Origin of the sequence: Dictyoglomus sp. NZ13-RE01 (genome assembly GCA_002878375.1) — a bacterium.
Taxonomy (GTDB): domain Bacteria; phylum Dictyoglomota; class Dictyoglomia; order Dictyoglomales; family Dictyoglomaceae; genus NZ13-RE01.
Map to the genome: position 1 here is coordinate 89719 of NIRF01000002.1, position 17648 is coordinate 107366.

Consider the following 17648-nt stretch of genomic DNA (forward strand, 5'->3'; position numbering starts at 1 on the left):
ATCTTCCAAATTCATATCTAATTGACTTTTTCGAAAATTTGAAATTATCTTTTAAATTTAGTATAATCAATAAATAATTTTTATTTTTATTATAAGTACTATTTGATGAATTATGGACAAATATAGAATTGAAAATTTAGATCAATTTATAGAGTTATGGACAAAAATTTACAATACAGGCGGAAAGCCTGATTGGTCTCACATTTTACCTTATTACAGCGATGATATTCATTTTAGAGATACTATTCAAGAAATAAAAGGTATTAATGAATTTCGATCATTGGTAGAACGCTTAACAAAAAGATCAAAAGAATTAGAATTTAAAATAAAGCACGCTGTTATGAATGAAAATATTATCTTTATGGAGTGGGAAATGGTGATATCATTTAGAGGAGCTAAAAAATCCTCTGTTTACGGTGCAAGTAGACTTACCTTAGATGAGAACGGAAAAATAATTGACCAAAGAGATTATTATGATCTATGGGGAGATATCTTTGATAATATTCCAGGAATAAATAAACTTTATAGAAAAATTATGCGTGCTTTGTTTGGGTGATTGTCATGGAACCATCTTTTAAAAAATATTGGCGAGATTATAAGTGGTCAAACATTTTTGAAATGGTGAGAAATAGCTTCAAAAAACCAAAAGTTTGTAGTGATCCTTTTAAGGGTTTTGTTGTTATCACTGGCGCAACATCTGGAATTGGTTATCAAACTGCAAGAAAATACGCATCTTTTGGTGCAAAGTTATTGACTATAAATAGAAATAAAGAGAAATCAGAATCCCTTTGCAAAGAGCTAAAAGATGAATTTGGCGCAGAGTGTTCCTATATAATTGCTGATCTTAGTAAATTAGAAGACATAAAAAGAGTTGCAAAAGAACTTTCTTCAATAAACTCAGATATCGATGTCCTAATCCACAACGCAGGAATTTATCTAAATAGAAGAGTCATCACAGAAGATGGAATTGAAATTACTTTTGTAGTAAATTATCTTTCAAACTTTATAATAACTTATAGTTTACTTGATAAATTTAAACTCCAAAAACATGGAAGAATAATTTTTGTATCGTCGGAAGGCTACCGATTTGCTGCATGGGGTCTAAAATTAGACGATATAAATTGGGAAAAAAGAAAGTATACAGGTTTAGGCGCATATGGTTCAGCTAAATTGGCACAGATTCTCTCAATGATGATATTTGATGAACAGCTTAAAGGTACAGGTGTAACAATAAATGCAATGCATCCTGGTTTTGTTAGAACAGCAACAGGAAGAGATAACGACGCCGTTTATAAATTTTTTAAGAGAAATATCCTTGATAGACTTGCAAGCTCCCCTGAAGTTTCAGCAGAGGCTCTTTACTATCTTGGGGTTTCAAAGGAAATAGAAGGAGTGAGTGGTAAATTTTTCAATTTAACAACAATAGAAGAATTAGCACCCCCTGCAAAAGACCGTGAAGTAGCAAATGACTTATGGAATTTAAGTCTTAAGTTGGGTGGATTTGTATGAAGTGGGATATTATAGTTGTTGGTGGTGGGGTTGCTGGACTTACCGCTTCAATAAAAGCTGCCTCTTACGGTAAGAAAGTTTTACTATTTGAGAAAAATGATAAATGTGGAGGACTCTTAAATACTTTTGAAAAAGACGGTTTTTTATTTGATGGTGGGACAAAATCACTCGAGGGTATTGTTTTAGCCCTACTAAAAGACTTTGAGTTAAAATTAGATTATACAAAAACAGTAGTTTCGTTAGGGATTGAAGATAAGCTTATTGAAATAAAAAATGAAGATGATTTAGAATTATATAAAAACTTATTACTAACCTTTTATAAAGAAAGCTCTAAAGATGTTGAAAAAATAATAAAGTCGATTGAAGAGATTGGTAATTTGCTTAAAGCCACCAATAAGATTTTAGGTTTTAAGAAAAATCTTAATTATATTTTTACTCAATTTATTCCTGGATTTTTTTCACTTCTCTTTAACTTAAAAGTCTTAAACAAAATGAAAAAACCAGTCGAGAGGTATATTTCTGAAGATTTGAAAATAGAAAATAGATATTTATCTAATGTTTTAATACAGCACTTCTTTAAAGGGACACCAGCATTCTTTGTTTTTGGTTACTTCTATTATTATATGGATTATATTTATCCCAAAGGGGGTACTGCAAGCCTTGCTGTTTCTTTAGAGAAGAAGGCAAGAGATTTGGGAGTCGAAATAAAAACAAATACTCCAGTTGAAAAAGTAATTCCCTATGAAAATGTTGTAGTTGATAGTCAAGGGAATAAATATCATTTTGATACGCTAATCTGGGCAGCTGACTTAAAGAAATTGTATTTAAACTTAGATCTTAACGGTTTGGATGATAAAACTAAAGCTAAGGTTTTGCAAGAGAAAGAAAATATTTTAAACGGAAAAACAGCTGAATCTGTATTCAACATATTTATAGAAGTTGATGAACAACCAGAAGTTTTTAGCAAAATTCACAGCCCACATGTTTTTTATACCCCCTCAAGAAAGGGAATAATGGATCTTAAGGGAAAAGAGCAGTTTATAATTAATAATTTTGAAAAATTGAGCAAGAATGAAATATTTAAAATTTTAGACGAGTTTTGCTCTAACAACACTTATGAGATCTCTATCCCAGCCCTCAAAGACCCCGAAGCTGCACCTTCTAATAAAACTGGAATAATAGTAAGTTTCCTTTTTAATTACGAAATTACAAAAAAAGCAAAAGAATTTGGCTTTTATGAAGAATTGAAAGATCACGTTTCAAGAAAAGTTATTGACATTCTTTCTGAAACAATTTATAAAGACGTACAGTTTAAAGATAAAATAATAAAATTCTTTTCTGCAACTCCTCTAACTATTGAGAATATAAGCGGATCTTCATGTGGATCTATCGTTGGTTGGTCTATGGAATATCCCCTTCCTGTTAACGGAAGTTTAATCAACATGGTAGGTGCCGTAAAAACCTCAATAAACAATATTTTTAAGGCTGGGCAGTGGACAATGTCTCCTGCAGGAATTCCCACTTCAATTATTACAGGTCAATTAGCATCAAATGAAGCATTAAAATATTTAAAAAAAGGTAAAAAATGAAATACAATGCAATTGTAGTTGGTGGTGGTATAGCAGGACTTACAGCAACAGCTTATTTAGCAAAATCAAACAAAAATGTTTTGCTTATCGAAAAGAATGAAAAGTGTGGTGGTTTAGTTAATTCCTTTGTAAAAGATGGCTTCACTTTTGATGGCGGAATTAGAGATTTAGAGAATGTTGGCATTATAATTCCTATGATTAGAGATTTAGGAATTGAATTGAATCTCATAAAAAGTATTGTTTCTATAGGTATCGAAGACCAAGTAATTAAGATAGAAAGCAAAGATAATATAGAGGATTATAAGAATTTACTCATAAGGTTATTTCCTGACAAAACTTGCGAGATAAATAAGGCAATAAAGTTAATAAAGGAAATAACAGAAGAAATGGAAGTTTTATATAAATTTGATAACCCAATGTTTTTAAATCTTAAATCAAATTTATCTGAATCTTTTAAGCATATACCTTGGTTATTTCGTTTCTTAAAAACCCTTTACAAAATGAACTCATTAAAAATGCCTGTTGAAGGCTATCTTGAAAAAATTGTAAAGGATCAATCACTTCGAGATATGATTACCCAACACTTTTTTAAGGCTACGCCAACCTTTTTTGCATTAGGATATTTCTACCTTTACACTGATTATTTTTACCCCGAAGGTGGAATAGGAGTACTTTCTGAAAAAATTGAACAAAAAGCAATAGAAAATGGCGCAAATATTATTACCGAGAGAAAAGTAACGAAAGTAATCCCAAGCCAAAATTTAGTTATTGATTCTTTGGGAAATGAATTTTATTACGACAAACTAATTTGGGCTGCAGACTTAAAAACCCTTTATAAAATAATGGATTTGTCAGGTTTAGATAAAAGAGAAAAAGAACTTATAGAACATGAAAAAACAAAAATTCTTGAAGGGCATGGCTCCGACTCTGTTTTCACTATATTTTTAGGTGTGGATTTAGATCCTACATTCTTTAAAAATATCCATACAGGGCACTTCTTTTATACCCCAGAAAGAAAGGGTCTTACAAATTTGTATAAAGAAGATAGTATAGAAAATTTAAGAAATTCTGCCCCTTTTGACAAGAGAAAGGTTTTTGAATGGTTAGAAAAATTTTGCGAATTAACAACTTATGAAATTTTTATTCCCGCCTTAAGAGACCCAAATTTAGCACCTCCCCATAAAACCGGTCTTATAATTGGTTTTTTGTTTGACTATAGACTCACAAAAAGGATTTATGAACAAGGCTATTATGATGAATTTAAAGACTTTATTACGAATAAAGTTATTGATGTTTTGACAAGAAGCATTTATAAAGATTTAAAGGATAAAATCCTTTTCTCTTTTTCTGCTACACCTTTAACTATTGAGGAATATGTTGGAAGTAACGAAGGTTCAATAATAGGATGGTCTTTTGAAGAACCTCAACCTGTTGAAAGTAACATGCTTTTTGTAATGAATTCTGTTAAAACTCCGATTAAAAATGTCTTTAAGGCAGGGCAATGGGTGTATAGTCCTGCTGGGGTTCCTATGTCTATTTTAACTGGCAGATTAGCAGCAAAATTAGCCTTTGGAGCTTAAGAATAAAATCTTACAGAATAAACACGAAAAGAGCACATTAAAAGGATGCTTCAAGAAATTAGAGAAGGAAAGAATTTCCTTTACTTTTCTGGATGTCCCCATAGAAGACCAAACACACAGAAGTGTTTTAAGAAACAAAAATTTTAGAAAAAATAAATTTTTACAATAAAGCCAATTTTCTTTATGATAACTTGATGATAACATGAAAAACAGAAGAAAAAGTGGATTACTTTTTTATATTAGTACACTTCGGTATCTGCATTTGCAATTAATCCTCTTTTTATAAGTCTCGAAGGGCTTGTTGATTAAGTTAATTTCACAATTGACAAATTAATGACTATAGAGTTATCTAAAATTAGCGAGATAGGTAAGGAGGTTTTTCTTTATGTTTGTAGAGATAAAAAACTTATGGAAAAGCTACCGTATAGGGGGTTTTAAGATTGACGCACTGAAAGATGTTTCTTTAGATTTGGAGAAAGGTAAATTTTACGTTATATTAGGACCATCAGGATCAGGTAAAACAACTCTTCTAAATATTTTAGGAGGAATAGATAAGCCTGATGCTGGAAAAGTAATTGTAGAGGGGGAGGACATTGCATCTTATGATTCCAAGACTCTTACCAATTATAGGAGAAAGAAATTGGGATTTGTCTTTCAATTTTACAACCTTGTAAATTCTCTTACAGTTTATGAGAATGTCCTTTCCACAAAGTATCTTTCTGAAGACGGTTTAGATCCGGAAGAGGTATTAAAAACTGTAGGTATGTGGGAACATAGAGACAAGTTTCCCTTTGAACTCTCTGGAGGAGAACAGCAAAGGGTTGCTATAGCAAGAGCTGTAGTTAAAAATCCTGCAATTATTTTATGTGACGAGCCAACAGGAGCATTAGACTTTGAGAATGCAAAAAGGGTATTAGCCTTATTAGAAGAGATTAACAAAAAATATGGTACTACTATAATCATAGCTACTCACAATACTGCAATCTCTAAAATGTCTCATAAAATAATCAGGCTGAGAAGTGGAGAGCTTATTGAGTTTTCAGATAATCCCTCTCCTATCTCAGCAGAGGAGGTAATTTGGTAATGTTAAAGAAAATTCCTTTAAGAATAATGTGGAGGGATAAAGGATACTCTTTGGGCATAATAGCTCTTGTCCTTTTTACTTCATTTTCCTATGCACTTTTTAGCATATTAATCACTAATATTGATACAAACTACAAAATCTTTGTAGAAAGATATAATCAAGAAGATTTTCATTTTCTAACCTTCTTTCCTATAAATATTAGTGAACTTGAGAAAAAATACAATGTCCAGATAGAAGAAAAGTTTACATGGGACTATGAATATGGAGATAAGCTTATAAGATTTTTTAGTGTCTCTGAAAAAGTAAATAAGCCACTAATAATTGAAGGAGCCTTCCCGAGAACTGGAGAAATAGCTATAGATCCTAATTTTGCCACTGCTAATAACCTTAAAATTGGGGATGAAATGGAAATTTTAGGGAAGAGGTTTACCATCTCTGGTTTTGTGGCTTTTCCCGATTATATCTATATAACTAAGAACGAAAATGACCTCTTGCCTGATCCAGTTCATTTTGGTATTGGCTTAATGAATTTTGAAGATATGAAAAACTTTTTAACTAATCTTTCTTATAGATACTACATGGTAAAAGGAATGCCAAAAGACCTCGATGCCTTTAAAAAAGATATTTCAAGTAGATACTTATTGCTCTCTTTTCAAGAAAAACCGGGAAACTTTAGAATAATAGTCACAGAAAAGAAAATGGAAAGCGCAAGACCCATGTCCCTCATAATATCAACAATGTTACTACTCATTTCATCAATACTACTTTTTATTGTTCTAAGGAGATTAATCAATTCAATGCATGCAGAAATAGGAACTCTATATGCCTTAGGATACAATAGAAGTGAACTTCTAAACGTGTATATTAGATTTCCTGTATATATATGGCTTTTTGGAGCTCTTCCAGGAGGTCTTTTGGGATACTATCTTTCTGATCCCTTTATAAAATTTTATGTATCATTTATAAGTGTACCTGTAGTTGAGAAAATTTTCCCCATAAAGGATCTTCTCGTTGCTATACTATTTCCTGCCATCTTCATGATCCCTTCTGGATATCTTGCCCTAAAAGATCTTTTGGGAAGAAGTGTTGTGGAAATAATTAAAGGTGAATCTGAAAAAACCTTTAAGAAAAAATATAGAATGACTTTTCTTGATAGATTTTCCTTTAGACGTAGAATAATGCTGAAACAAGGTTTACTTCATCCTTCAAGGGAACTTGTTTTAATTGTAGGTGTAGCTTTTGCCACTCTCATATTTCTATATGGAATTACTGCAAAATCCGCCATGGAAAACCTTGTGTATGATACCTTTGAGAATGTTTATAAATATAATTACATGTATCTTTTAAATTATTACAAGGATAAAAACGAATTTCCAAATGCAGAAAGATTCAATATGTTAAATTTCAAAATAGAGGGAACAAAAGCGAAAGTTGTTATATACGGTATTGAGAAAGATTCTAAATTTATAAATTTAAGGGATAATAAAGGGCAGAAAATAGAAGTTAAAGGATTCATCATCTCACAATCTCTCGCAGACAAATTTAACTTAAAAGTAGGAGATATTCTGAATCTCATAAGTTATGTGGATGGCAAAAAATATAGTTTAAAAATTGACAAAATAACAGATCTTTATGTAGGTAACAACGGATTTATGAATATAGAAGAATTCAATAATACATTTAGATTAGATAAGGGCTCATTTATAGGACTATATTCCAATGAAAAGCTGAATATTCCCAAAGAGGAATTAGTCACTTATTTAAGCAAAGAAGATCTTATTAAATCTTTTAGAGATAATATGCAGAGTGTTGATCAAATGCTACAAGTTATGTACATTATCTCTTTCTTTTTAGCCTTTACCATAATTTATGTGCTTTCCTCTCTAATTATAACTGAGAATAGGAAACCTCTCGGAATATTTAAAATTCTCGGATATTATGATAGTGAATTAAGCTCTGTGTTTTTAGGATTTAATAATTTCTCCTTTTTTATTGGTTTTCTATTAGGTATACCATTGTATAATTTATTAATTCGATATATTCTAAATGTCGCCTTAAGAGATATGGACTTTTCTTTTAATCTAAAGCCTCAAATAACAGACTTGGTTTTTACTTTCCTATATCTATTTATAGCTTTCATACTCTCTAAATACTTAGGAAGAAGGAAAATAAATTCAATTTCTCCAAGTATAATATTAAAAGAGCAATCAGAATAATTTATCAGGAGAACTACATAGATGATAATGACTGTTAGAGGAGAGAAATACTTTGGTAGAGATATTATGGTCCTTAAAAGTTTAGCTGAGGAGTTAGATATTCACATAATAGCCAGTACTGGTTGCTTTGCTGCAGGAAATGACAAACATATACCTAAAATCTATTATGAAAAAACAGAAAAAGAAATAGCGGAAATGTGGATAAGAGAATGGAAAGAAGGGATCGAAGCCTCAAATGTTAAGCCAGGAATAATTAAAATAGCTGTTGATAGCGGTCCTTTAAGTAGTATTGATAAAAAGATTGTTTCATCCGCATGTATCACAAGTCTGGAGACAGGACTTACTATTGCGTGCCATACAGGAGAAAAAGAATGTGCTTTAGAGGTTTTTACGGTAATAAAAAAATATAAATTAAACCCGTCTAAATTAATCCTTGTTCATGCGGACAATATTGAGGATAGGGAAGTCATCTTTAGTTTAGCAGAAAAGGGATGCTTTATTGAGTTTGATTGGATCGGACTCAAAGATATAAATAATCACGTAGAGTTAATATTGGAATCTATTAGTAGAGGTTATATATCTCAAATATTGTTATCTCAAGATGCAGGACAATATTATGTAGGTTTTAAAGATGGAAATAGAAAAAAGTTTCGTCCCTATTCCTACATTGATAAATATTTAATTCCAGAACTAAAAAAGAAAATTGACGACAAAGATATTTATATTATGCAGGTGATGAATCCAAGACGTGCCCTTGCAATAGAATAAATTAAGGAGGGAGATTGCTTTGAGAAAAGTATTAACACTTTTAGGCGATTTTTATCATGACCATGATAAGTTTTTAGAAGTAGTAAAATATGCTTTAAAAGACAAAGAAATTGAATTATTAGACTCATCTATAGATAACTTCCATGAATATTTAGTTAAAAAACCTGATCTTCTAATCTTAGGTAGAGAGAATAAAATAAATCCTCAAGAAGATAATGTTTTGGTATGGATGAGTGAAGACATTGAAAAAGACTTAGTAGAATATGTAAAAAATGGGGGAAAACTTATTGTTTGGCACTCTGGACTTGCAAGTTACAATGTTGATGGACCATATGTATCCCTTATAAGAGGATATTTTAAGCACCATCCAGAGCCCAAATTAGTTACTTATTATGGAAATAACATAGAATTTTCTTTCATAGATGAACATTATTTTGTACATTGTGACGAAAAGAATACAAATGTTTTTTTGAGATCAAGATCTGAATATGGAGATTCAATTGCTGGATGGACCCACAATTTTGGAAAAGGTAGAGTAATATGTCTTACCCCTGCCCACGATATAGGGCTTAAAGATAAAAAATTTAGAGATTACTTTAAGAGCTTAATAGAAAATATGATTTAAAATACATGCAGAATAGAAGAGATATGGACAATACTTGACAGTAATATTTTTAAGTGATATATATAAAATTGAGATATAGTAATTAACAGGGGAGGATTATGGAAAGAATAAGGATAAAAAAGGTTGTAGGATTAAGTCCAGGATTTTGGTTAAGAATGTGGATCCTAACCTGTTTAGGAGAGGGCGAACTACATGGCTATGAAATTATTAATAGAATCTCTGAAGTTTTTCCAGGTATTATTTCATCAGGTATTAGTGGAATGGGAAGAGGTTATAAAATTTTAAGAGAACTTGAATTAGAAGGATTAGTTGTATCAAAATGGGATGTAGAAGAAAAAGGACCCGCTAAAAGAGTTTATAGACTAACACCTAAAGGACTTGAGGCAAAAGAGGAAAGCATAAAATATATAATGGAGCTCAAAGAGTATATAGAAAAGTTCTTAGAAATAGCAGGAGGAGAGGATAAAGATTTATAATTATTCTTCTAAAATCGCAATATATTTTAGGTTTCTGTACTTTTCTTTATAATCCAGACCATATCCTATTACGTAATAATTTGGAATTTCAAACCCCTTATAATCAATAGGTACATCTATAATTCTTCTTCCAGGACAATCTAATAAAGTACAAACTTTTAATGATGAGGGCTCTCGAGTTTTTAATGCCCTCAATAAATATGCCAAAGAAAGCCCTGTATCTACAATATCCTCTACAATAATTACATCTCTATTGTAAATGTTAATATCTAAATCTTTAATAATTCTAACAACACCAAAGGTTTCCTTTGAAGGACCATAACTAAGAATAGAGATAAAGTCTAAAATATGAGGAATAGATAAACTTCTTGTTAAATCAACTGCAAAATATACTGCTCCTTTTAATATACATGCCAAGACAGGTTCTTTTCCTTCGTAATCCTTGCTTATTTTTTCCCCCAAAGTCTTAATTCTCTCTTTTATTTCTTCTTCTGTAAACAAAATTTTTCCAATTTTTTCCATTATTTCACTTTAGCCCCATATTTTTCCAATATCTTTAAATAATCTTTTCCATATAATAGCTTTATATTTATATGAGGATATAATTCTCTAAGTTTTCTTATCTTTCTTAACTTTTCTGTCATAAGCTTGGGCTTTTGAACTGTAAGCTCAATATAAAGATTAAACTCAGGAAGATAAAAATCTGGAGTAAAAGCTTCAATTATTTGACCTTCGCTATCCCATTCTAAGGGAAAAGTATGAGGCTCATATTCCCACTTTATTCTATAAAAGGTCAGTAATTTAGCAAACTCCTCTTCACTCTTATTTGCAAAATTCACAGGAGTTGTAAGAGTGAAACTCTCCTGAGAATCTGGAATATTTTTTTTAGGTTTTTCAATTGATTTTACGATAATTTCATAGATCTCCTGAGAGGTATAATAAGAAAGATTTAAAATTAAGTGATAAAGATATGGATTTTTCCAATCCTCATTGAACAACATTCTAAAATAAGTTTCCCTTTCTCTATCCTTCTCTTCTATAAGCTTCTTAGTAGTATTTATATCTAAATTATACTCCTTTATTAAGTTTTCAATTCTATACTTTAATGGTGCAATTATATTTACATGTATAGTATCTGGATAGTTTTTAAATATTACCTGCCCTCCCCTTCCCATTAATATTACAGAAGATCTTTTTAGCAAACTATCTACTACATTTTTTATGCCCTCTACATATTTACTGGAAAAATCATCTTCGTACTTTCCTTTCTCAATCTCTTTTTCTTTAATAATTAAATCCTCCTCTGATATTTCCAAATATTTTGATAAATAAGATGTTAGATTTTTTCTATTTAGAAGAAGGAAATTGTATTCTTTTGCTAATTTCTCAAAAATACTATCTACATTGGTGCCAAATTCGCGTGCCACAGTAATTAGCTTTACAAGCATTATATGACCTCCTCGTATAATGCATATATGTCCTCATCTTTTACAGGTCTAAGAGTATTTTCAATATTCATAACTGCAGATTTTGCTCTCTCTACTAACAGATTTATATTTATTTTATCTCTACTTATAACCTGAGACAATCTAAGAGGTAACTTTAATGTATTTAATAACTCTTCAATCTTATCAGGTGGATATCCCTTCATAACTGTTTTCAGAAAATTCATTTTCTCCTGTGGAATAACAGGGGCACAAAATCTCAAATAAGCAGGAAGAAGAATACCATTTGCAATTCCATGTATTACTCCGTATAGACCACCTAAAGGACGAGACATGGCATGCACAAGAGTAGTCTTTGTATTATTTATAGCTACACCTGCCCAAAAAGCAGAGTAAGATACTCTTTCCTTAGAATAATTGGAATCTTCAAGAATGGCAGGAATAAGATGATTCCAAAGCGCTTCTATGGCAGATTTTGCCCATATATCTGTTGTACAAGTTGCAGACTTAGATAAAAAAGACTCAATAGCATGTGAAAGAGCGTCTATACCTGTAGCACTCGCTACTAAGGGACTCATAGTATATGTAAGTTGAGGATCTATAATGGCAACCTTTGGAATTAAAGCCTTTCCAAATAAAATAAATTTATCTTTTGTTTCCAAATCTGTAGCAACTGCAAACCTGGTTACCTCGCTACCTGTTCCAGCAGTAGTAGGACTTGCAATAATAGGATATGCTTTTTCTATTTCTTTCCCCTTAAGATCAAAGATTGTTGCGGTTTTATCTGCAAGAAGAGCGGACACTATCTTTGCAGTGTCTATAACACTCCCTCCTCCTATGGCAATTATAGCATCAGGTTTAAATTCTTTAACTTTACTAAGAATTTCATTAATGAGATTAACATTAGGCTCAGGTGGAATTCCAGAAACCACTTGTATTTCCAGTCCAGCTTTATCCAAAGAAGATAAAATTTTATCAAAATATCCACTTCGTTTTAAAGAATTTTCACCACAGAAGAAGGAGAATTTTCTTCCTAATTGAACAGCCTCTGAAGATAAGGAATTTATTGTTTCTACACCGTAGATTATTTTTCCTGGGAGCTCTAATAATGGCATTTTTAAAACCTCCCTTTATAAGAATCATTTATAATTTTATCATATTTGTTATTCTAATAAACAAAAAAATTTATTGACAGTGATTTAGATCACACATAAAATTTAAAGCATGACAGAAAAAATATTCTACAAGGATCCAGAAAAATATACAGATAAAGCAAAAATTATTTACCTGAAAGAAGGTAAAGAATTTAGTGTTCTCTTAGATAGGACTATATTTTATCCTGAAGGTGGAGGACAGCCTTCAGACAGAGGAATCATTAAGGGAGAAAACTTCGTTATCAGGGTTACAAATGTAAAAGAAGAAAAAGATGGTATCTGGCACTATGGAATTTTAGAGGGTGAGAAGCCTAATTTATATACTGATGTTTTTTTAGAAATAGATTGGAGATTAAGAAGGGAATACTCCCAGGAACATTCCGCCCAACACTTGTTTTCTGCTGTTATTGAAAAAAGATTCGGATATGAGACTACAGGTTTTCAAATATTAGAGGATCACACAAAAATAGAAATTCCATTCTTTGGCGATCTTAATCTTTCCCACATATTTGAAGCTGAAGAAGAAACTAATAATTTAATAATGGAAGGTTTACCTATTCTTGTATACTGGAAGGATGAAAAAACAAGAATAGTTGAAATTCCTTCCATAGATGTTAATCCATGTGGGGGAATTCATGTAAAAAACACGAAGGAAATAGGTTTGTTCAAAGTATTAAAAGTATACAGGAAAAATGCTCAATTTTGGAGGATTGAATTTATAGCTGGAAGTAGGATATTGAAAAGGTTAGAAAAAAGAGAAAAAGAGTATGAGTATATTAAACAAAGATTAGGAGATCCAGAAATTCTACCCGCTATAGATAGGCTATTAGAAAAGCTTAGTAATTTAGAAAAAGAGAATAAAAAGTATAAGGATGATATCATAACCTTTGAAAGCGAAAAACTTTTAGAGGAAAGCTTTGAGACCCTTGGGGGAAAAGTTCTTCTTAAAAGAATAGATAAAGAAATAAATGATTTGAGATTTTTGGGACAAAAGCTTTCTCAACATGTATCCTTCTATTTCCTTATAAATAGAAACAAGCAATTAATAATGGGAAGAAAAGAAAATTTTCCTAAAGAAAAGTGGGAAGAAGTTATTTTTGAGATTTCTCAGAGAGGATATAAGGGAAAAGAAGGTGAACTCTTTTATCAGGGAATAGTAGAAAGGGATGAAAATTTATTGGAATTCCTTAAGGAACTCCTTACTAAACACTGATACTTTATTTCTATCTTTTTTAGCATTATATAGGGCAATATCTGCATATTTAATTAACTCAAAAGGATCATTGGAATGTTCAGGATAACCAGCTATTCCCATACTTAATGTACCAATCTTCTTTTCTTCGTTTATCTCTATTACATGCTTCTCCTCTATCCATCTTCTTCTAATCTTTTCAGCCACATTTTTTGCTCCTGCAATATGAGTTTCTACCAAAACTAATATAAACTCCTCACCACCAAATCTTCCCACATAGTCTGTATGTCTTATATTCTTAATGAGAAAAATAGAAAGCTCTCTTAGAAATTCATCTCCTATAACATGTCCATAGGAATCATTAATTAATTTGAAGTGATCAATATCTAAAAAAATGATACTTAGAGGGTGAGAAAATCTTTCTGCTCTTTTCATCTCAATAGATAATATTTCTTCTAATCTTCTTCTATTTAAAAGACCAGTCAAATGGTCTGTAATGGAAAGCTTCTTTGTATGCTCATAAATCAATATGTTTTCTAAAGCAATAGTAAAGTGATCCTTTATAGATATTAAAACCCTAATAGTTTCTTCAGACAAAGAGCTTATGTCTATGATTACAAAACCAAATATCCTGTTTTTTCTTCGTAGGACAGATAAGATATGATCCTCTGGAAAGGATGGAATAAGAAAGTCCACATCTTTCTTAGTTAATCTACTTGGAATCTCAGTAGTAGTATTAAAATATTCTAATAAAATATCCATCTCTTCCTCAGAGATCAAAGAAAATCTTTTATAAAATATTTCTTTAGTCCACGGGTTTATCAAGACTAAATCTTTAAGTCTCTTAGGGAAGTATTTTTCAAACTTTTTTTCTGTAGAGGATATGAGTTCTTCAAAGCTTTGAGCCATATTAAAACCACTTAGGAAGTCAGAAAGTATATTTAATTGGTATGTTCTATTTTCTATAATTGATTTTTGTTCCTTAATTATACTCTCCAGTCTTTCGTGTAGTTCCACAAGGGTTCTTGATAACTCTCCTATCTCATTGTTCTCTTTGAAAAATGGCTCCTCTTTTATAGATGGATTAGGTTTTTTTATATATTGGGTTAGAGCCTCTAATGGAAGTAGAAAATCCCTTCTTAATAGATAAAAAGCAACAATTGATAATAGAATCTGAGCTAATATCACATAAAAAAAGATGTTAAATAAAGTTAAGCCTAAATTTTTTTCCAGATTTTTGGTAGAGGAGACACTTACTAAGTGGTAAGGAAGATTCTCATCTATTAATTTCATAGGAATAATAAGATAGTATGAATGCCCCTTTAGATCATGGTACTTCGTAATTTTGGAAGATATACTCTGATAAATATATTTAGGGAAAGATTCGTTTATATTATAGGAATAAACAATATTAAAATTCTTATCCAAAATAGTTATGCCCATCAGCTCAGGCATAAAAGATATTGTATACTTAATCTTATCGTCTATGGCTAACTTATCATTAAAGCCCAACTTAATGTTTGGATAGATTGTTTCTGCTAAGTGAATAGTATAATGCTCAATCAGTCTTTCAAAATTACTAAAAAGCATCCCCCTTAATTGGGTGAATAAAACAAAAAGAATACCCCCAACAAGTATAAAATTGATTAAGAATATTATAATAAGGACCTTTGTAGTTATTCTCATTTAGGGCATATTTATCTCCAACGGATTCTTAAGACCAAACTGAGGATCTATTATAAGCTTTTCAGGAGTTGTTGGCACATCAAATACAAGATAACCAACTGTAGCTTCACCAGGATAGATAATTTTTCTAAATAATACTTCTTTTCCTTCGTTATTAAGAATAACAGATGCAGAACCATCTGGATAGTAAATACTATTCCCAATTTTTAGCTTGAACATATTCTGCTGAAGAGTTACAGGTTGAGAATCAAGATTAAATATACATATCTCTAAGAGGACATATTTCATTTGTGGGAAAATCCCATAAGCAAAAAGCTTAAATCCCTCCCAATCGTAATTGTAACCTGTTAGAGAAAAATATACATTTCCCCAATTTTTCACTTCATATTTCTTTCCATTTTTAAATAGTAAGTTTTTTTTAGGATAGAAGACTATATCTCCAAAAGAGATTATTTTATTTACTTCATTCCCATCGAGCACTACTTTTAAATCTTTTGAAATATAAAAATTATCTATTTTAATAAGTTCATAACTTTTATTCTCGTATATTACTAACTTATTATCAAGTACAAATATATAATTTCCTATTTTTTCTCCTTTATATTCTTTACCATCAATCAATACGGGGACTGTCTCAGCAAAAACAACTGACAAAAGAAGAATTAATAAAATAGCAAGTTTTTTCATGGCACCCTCCTATCCATTTAATTTCATTGCTTTAATTATAAAACATTTAAGCCAATTTAACAAATGGTTTTCCATAATGTATTATATATGTTATGAAAGGGAAGATTATAAATTTAGAAAAAATAAGTCCTTTTTATCTCTTCTCCTTAGAAGATTATCTTCTAAGCAATATAAACGAATTTTATGTTATATTTTACTCCTTTCCACCCTGCGTTATATTAGGTAGGTCATCAAAGGTAGAGGATGAAGTTTTTGTGGAAAATATCATTCAAGATAATATTACAATTGCAAGAAGGCAAAGTGGTGGTGGCGTAGTATACATTACTCCTGATCAATTATGTGTTAGTTTCTTATTCCCAAAAGAAATCAAACTTCCTGAAGATCTAAAAGAGAAATATACCTTTTTAGCATCAATAACTGCAAAAAGCTTAAGTGATTTTGGAGATTTTACCTTTGACGAGAGGGGAAATATTTTTTCTATGGATGGGGGTAAAATCTCAGGATGTAGTGGCTATTTAAATAAACATGGGTATCTACACCACTTTACCATTATAAGAAAACCCATTAAAAATATGGAAAAATATTTGAAAAAGATCAAATACAAGACTTCCTTTATAAATGTTCCAAAGGAAAAATTAAAAAAGGCAATCACAAAAGGGCTTAAAGATTACTTTTCCATTACTTTTAAAGAATTTTTAATTGACTCTATAGATTTAAGTAATATTCTATCTAAATATAAAGATAAGAATTACATATTTAGGTTATAAAGATTATGATTTGGGCATACTTAGCTATTTTAGGTAGAATAATCCTTTTAGGCTACGAGAAAATTGTTGTTAAAAAGGTTGGAGAAAATAATGATAGTATGGCAACATCTTTTCTATTTTTTGCTCTTGCCATCTTATTCCTCTTTCCTTTTGTTTTTTTAGATAAAATACCTAAAAATTTAGAATTCCTACCATATGGATTAACAAGTAGTTTCATATATTCACTTTCCTTCTTTTTGTATGTTAAGTCTCTATCCTTAGGTGAAGCAAGCTTAGTTGGTCCCTTATATAACTTCAATGTTTTCTTCCTTCTTCTATTAACTACTATCTTTCTTGGTGAAGCTTTTACTATTAATAAACTCATAGGATTATCCTTGTTAGTATATGGGGCATCTTTCCTAAACAGACAAGAGAATGTTTTTAAATCCTTAAAAATCCTTATAAAAAAGAAGGAATCCTTCCTTATGATTCTTAGTTCACTACTAATTGCTATTGGCAGAACTATTGATGGATTCTTAATGGGGAAGATAAGTGCATTATTTTATACTTTCTTTTTATACTTTGCTATAAGTGTCTTCCAATTCCTGTATCTACTAATTGGGAAAAAGTTAAGAGAGGTAGCTAAGGTTTTTAAAAATAATACTTTATATGTTTTTATTGCCAGTGCTATCAATGCATATTCTTATCTTTTACTCCTCATAGCCTTTAAAAAAGTACCAGTAAGCATCGCAGAGCCTTTATCTATGCTGAGCATGATCTTAACAGTGATTTTTGCCCACTATTTATTAAAAGAGAACATAGGATTAAGAATAGTAGGAGTTTTAATAATGATTTTAGGGTCTTTTATCCTATTCTTGTAAAGGTAATGGG

Annotated in this window: 17 protein-coding genes; 12 read left to right on the forward strand and 5 right to left on the reverse strand. The window is 30.7% G+C overall.

What is annotated here, in order from left to right:
• Nucleotides 1-109 precede the first annotated feature (109 nt).
• The 9 genes from CBR30_03010 to CBR30_03050 all read left to right on the forward strand — a co-directional run bounded on the left by CBR30_03010 (nt 110) and on the right by CBR30_03050 (nt 9847).
• A complete protein-coding gene (locus CBR30_03010; protein ID PMQ01976.1) occupies nt 110-556 on the forward strand; it encodes a limonene-1,2-epoxide hydrolase in 447 nt (148 codons plus the stop codon).
• Nucleotides 557-561: 5 nt separating this feature from the next.
• Entirely contained in the window at nt 562-1509 is a 948-nt protein-coding gene (locus CBR30_03015) for a short-chain dehydrogenase (GenBank protein ID PMQ01977.1), read from the forward strand.
• A complete protein-coding gene (locus tag CBR30_03020) occupies nt 1506-3098 on the forward strand; it encodes an amine oxidase (protein ID PMQ01978.1) in 1593 nt (530 codons plus the stop codon). Before CBR30_03015 ends, CBR30_03020 begins: the two co-directional genes overlap by 4 nt.
• Nucleotides 3095-4678: an amine oxidase gene (locus CBR30_03025; protein PMQ01979.1), complete on the forward strand. Its 1584-nt coding sequence runs from the start codon at nt 3095-3097 to the stop codon at nt 4676-4678. The genes CBR30_03020 and CBR30_03025 overlap by 4 nt, the downstream gene beginning before the upstream one ends.
• 385 nt (nt 4679-5063) lie before the next feature.
• On the forward strand, nt 5064-5762 hold the full coding sequence (locus CBR30_03030) for an ABC transporter ATP-binding protein (GenBank protein PMQ01980.1): 699 nt from the start codon (nt 5064-5066) through the stop codon (nt 5760-5762).
• Nucleotides 5762-7978 carry an ABC transporter permease gene (locus tag CBR30_03035; GenBank protein PMQ01981.1) on the forward strand — a complete coding sequence of 739 codons (2217 nt, stop codon included), beginning with the start codon at nt 5762-5764 and terminating at the stop codon, nt 7976-7978. Before CBR30_03030 ends, CBR30_03035 begins: the two co-directional genes overlap by 1 nt.
• 21 nt (nt 7979-7999) lie before the next feature.
• The gene (locus tag CBR30_03040; GenBank protein ID PMQ01982.1) at nt 8000-8746 is read left to right on the forward strand and encodes an aryldialkylphosphatase; all 747 of its coding nucleotides are present in this window, start codon (nt 8000-8002) and stop codon (nt 8744-8746) included.
• A gap of 19 nt (nt 8747-8765) precedes the next feature.
• Complete coding sequence (locus CBR30_03045; GenBank protein ID PMQ01983.1) at nt 8766-9371, forward strand: hypothetical protein; 606 nt, start codon at nt 8766-8768, stop codon at nt 9369-9371.
• Nucleotides 9372-9469: 98 nt separating this feature from the next.
• Nucleotides 9470-9847, forward strand: coding sequence for a PadR family transcriptional regulator (locus CBR30_03050; protein PMQ01984.1), 378 nt, complete (start codon nt 9470-9472; stop codon nt 9845-9847).
• Here the strand turns inward: CBR30_03050 and hpt are convergent, their stop codons facing one another.
• Genes hpt through CBR30_03065 form a run of 3 tightly spaced genes read right to left on the reverse strand, consistent with a single transcriptional unit; the run spans nt 9848 to nt 12407 of the window.
• A complete protein-coding gene (gene hpt / locus CBR30_03055; GenBank protein ID PMQ01985.1) occupies nt 9848-10369 on the reverse strand; it encodes a hypoxanthine phosphoribosyltransferase in 522 nt (173 codons plus the stop codon).
• Nucleotides 10369-11298: a hypoxanthine phosphoribosyltransferase gene (locus CBR30_03060; GenBank protein ID PMQ01986.1), complete on the reverse strand. Its 930-nt coding sequence runs from the start codon at nt 11296-11298 to the stop codon at nt 10369-10371. Before CBR30_03060 ends, hpt begins: the two co-directional genes overlap by 1 nt.
• The gene (locus tag CBR30_03065) at nt 11295-12407 is read right to left on the reverse strand and encodes a 1,3-propanediol dehydrogenase (protein PMQ01987.1); all 1113 of its coding nucleotides are present in this window, start codon (nt 12405-12407) and stop codon (nt 11295-11297) included. The genes CBR30_03060 and CBR30_03065 overlap by 4 nt, the downstream gene beginning before the upstream one ends.
• Nucleotides 12408-12516: 109 nt before the next feature.
• On the opposite strand from CBR30_03065, the gene CBR30_03070 reads away from it, so the two are divergent.
• Nucleotides 12517-13659 carry an alanyl-tRNA editing protein gene (locus CBR30_03070; GenBank protein ID PMQ01988.1) on the forward strand — a complete coding sequence of 381 codons (1143 nt, stop codon included), beginning with the start codon at nt 12517-12519 and terminating at the stop codon, nt 13657-13659.
• Here the strand turns inward: CBR30_03070 and CBR30_03075 are convergent.
• Together CBR30_03075 and CBR30_03080 are read right to left on the reverse strand one after the other, a co-directional pair.
• Nucleotides 13621-15324: a hypothetical protein gene (locus CBR30_03075; protein ID PMQ01989.1), complete on the reverse strand. Its 1704-nt coding sequence runs from the start codon at nt 15322-15324 to the stop codon at nt 13621-13623. The two genes, CBR30_03070 and CBR30_03075, sit on opposite strands and share 39 nt — an antisense overlap.
• Nucleotides 15325-16011, reverse strand: coding sequence for a hypothetical protein (locus tag CBR30_03080; protein ID PMQ01990.1), 687 nt, complete (start codon nt 16009-16011; stop codon nt 15325-15327).
• Nucleotides 16012-16103: 92 nt separating this feature from the next.
• Between CBR30_03080 and CBR30_03085 the strand changes: the two genes are divergently transcribed.
• Together CBR30_03085 and CBR30_03090 are read left to right on the forward strand one after the other, a co-directional pair.
• Nucleotides 16104-16778 (forward strand): hypothetical protein, encoded by a 675-nt coding sequence (locus CBR30_03085; GenBank protein ID PMQ01991.1) that lies wholly within the window; start codon nt 16104-16106, stop codon nt 16776-16778.
• 5 nt (nt 16779-16783) lie between these two features.
• The gene (locus tag CBR30_03090; protein PMQ01992.1) at nt 16784-17638 is read left to right on the forward strand and encodes a hypothetical protein; all 855 of its coding nucleotides are present in this window, start codon (nt 16784-16786) and stop codon (nt 17636-17638) included.
• The last annotated feature ends 10 nt before the right edge of the window (nt 17639-17648 follow it).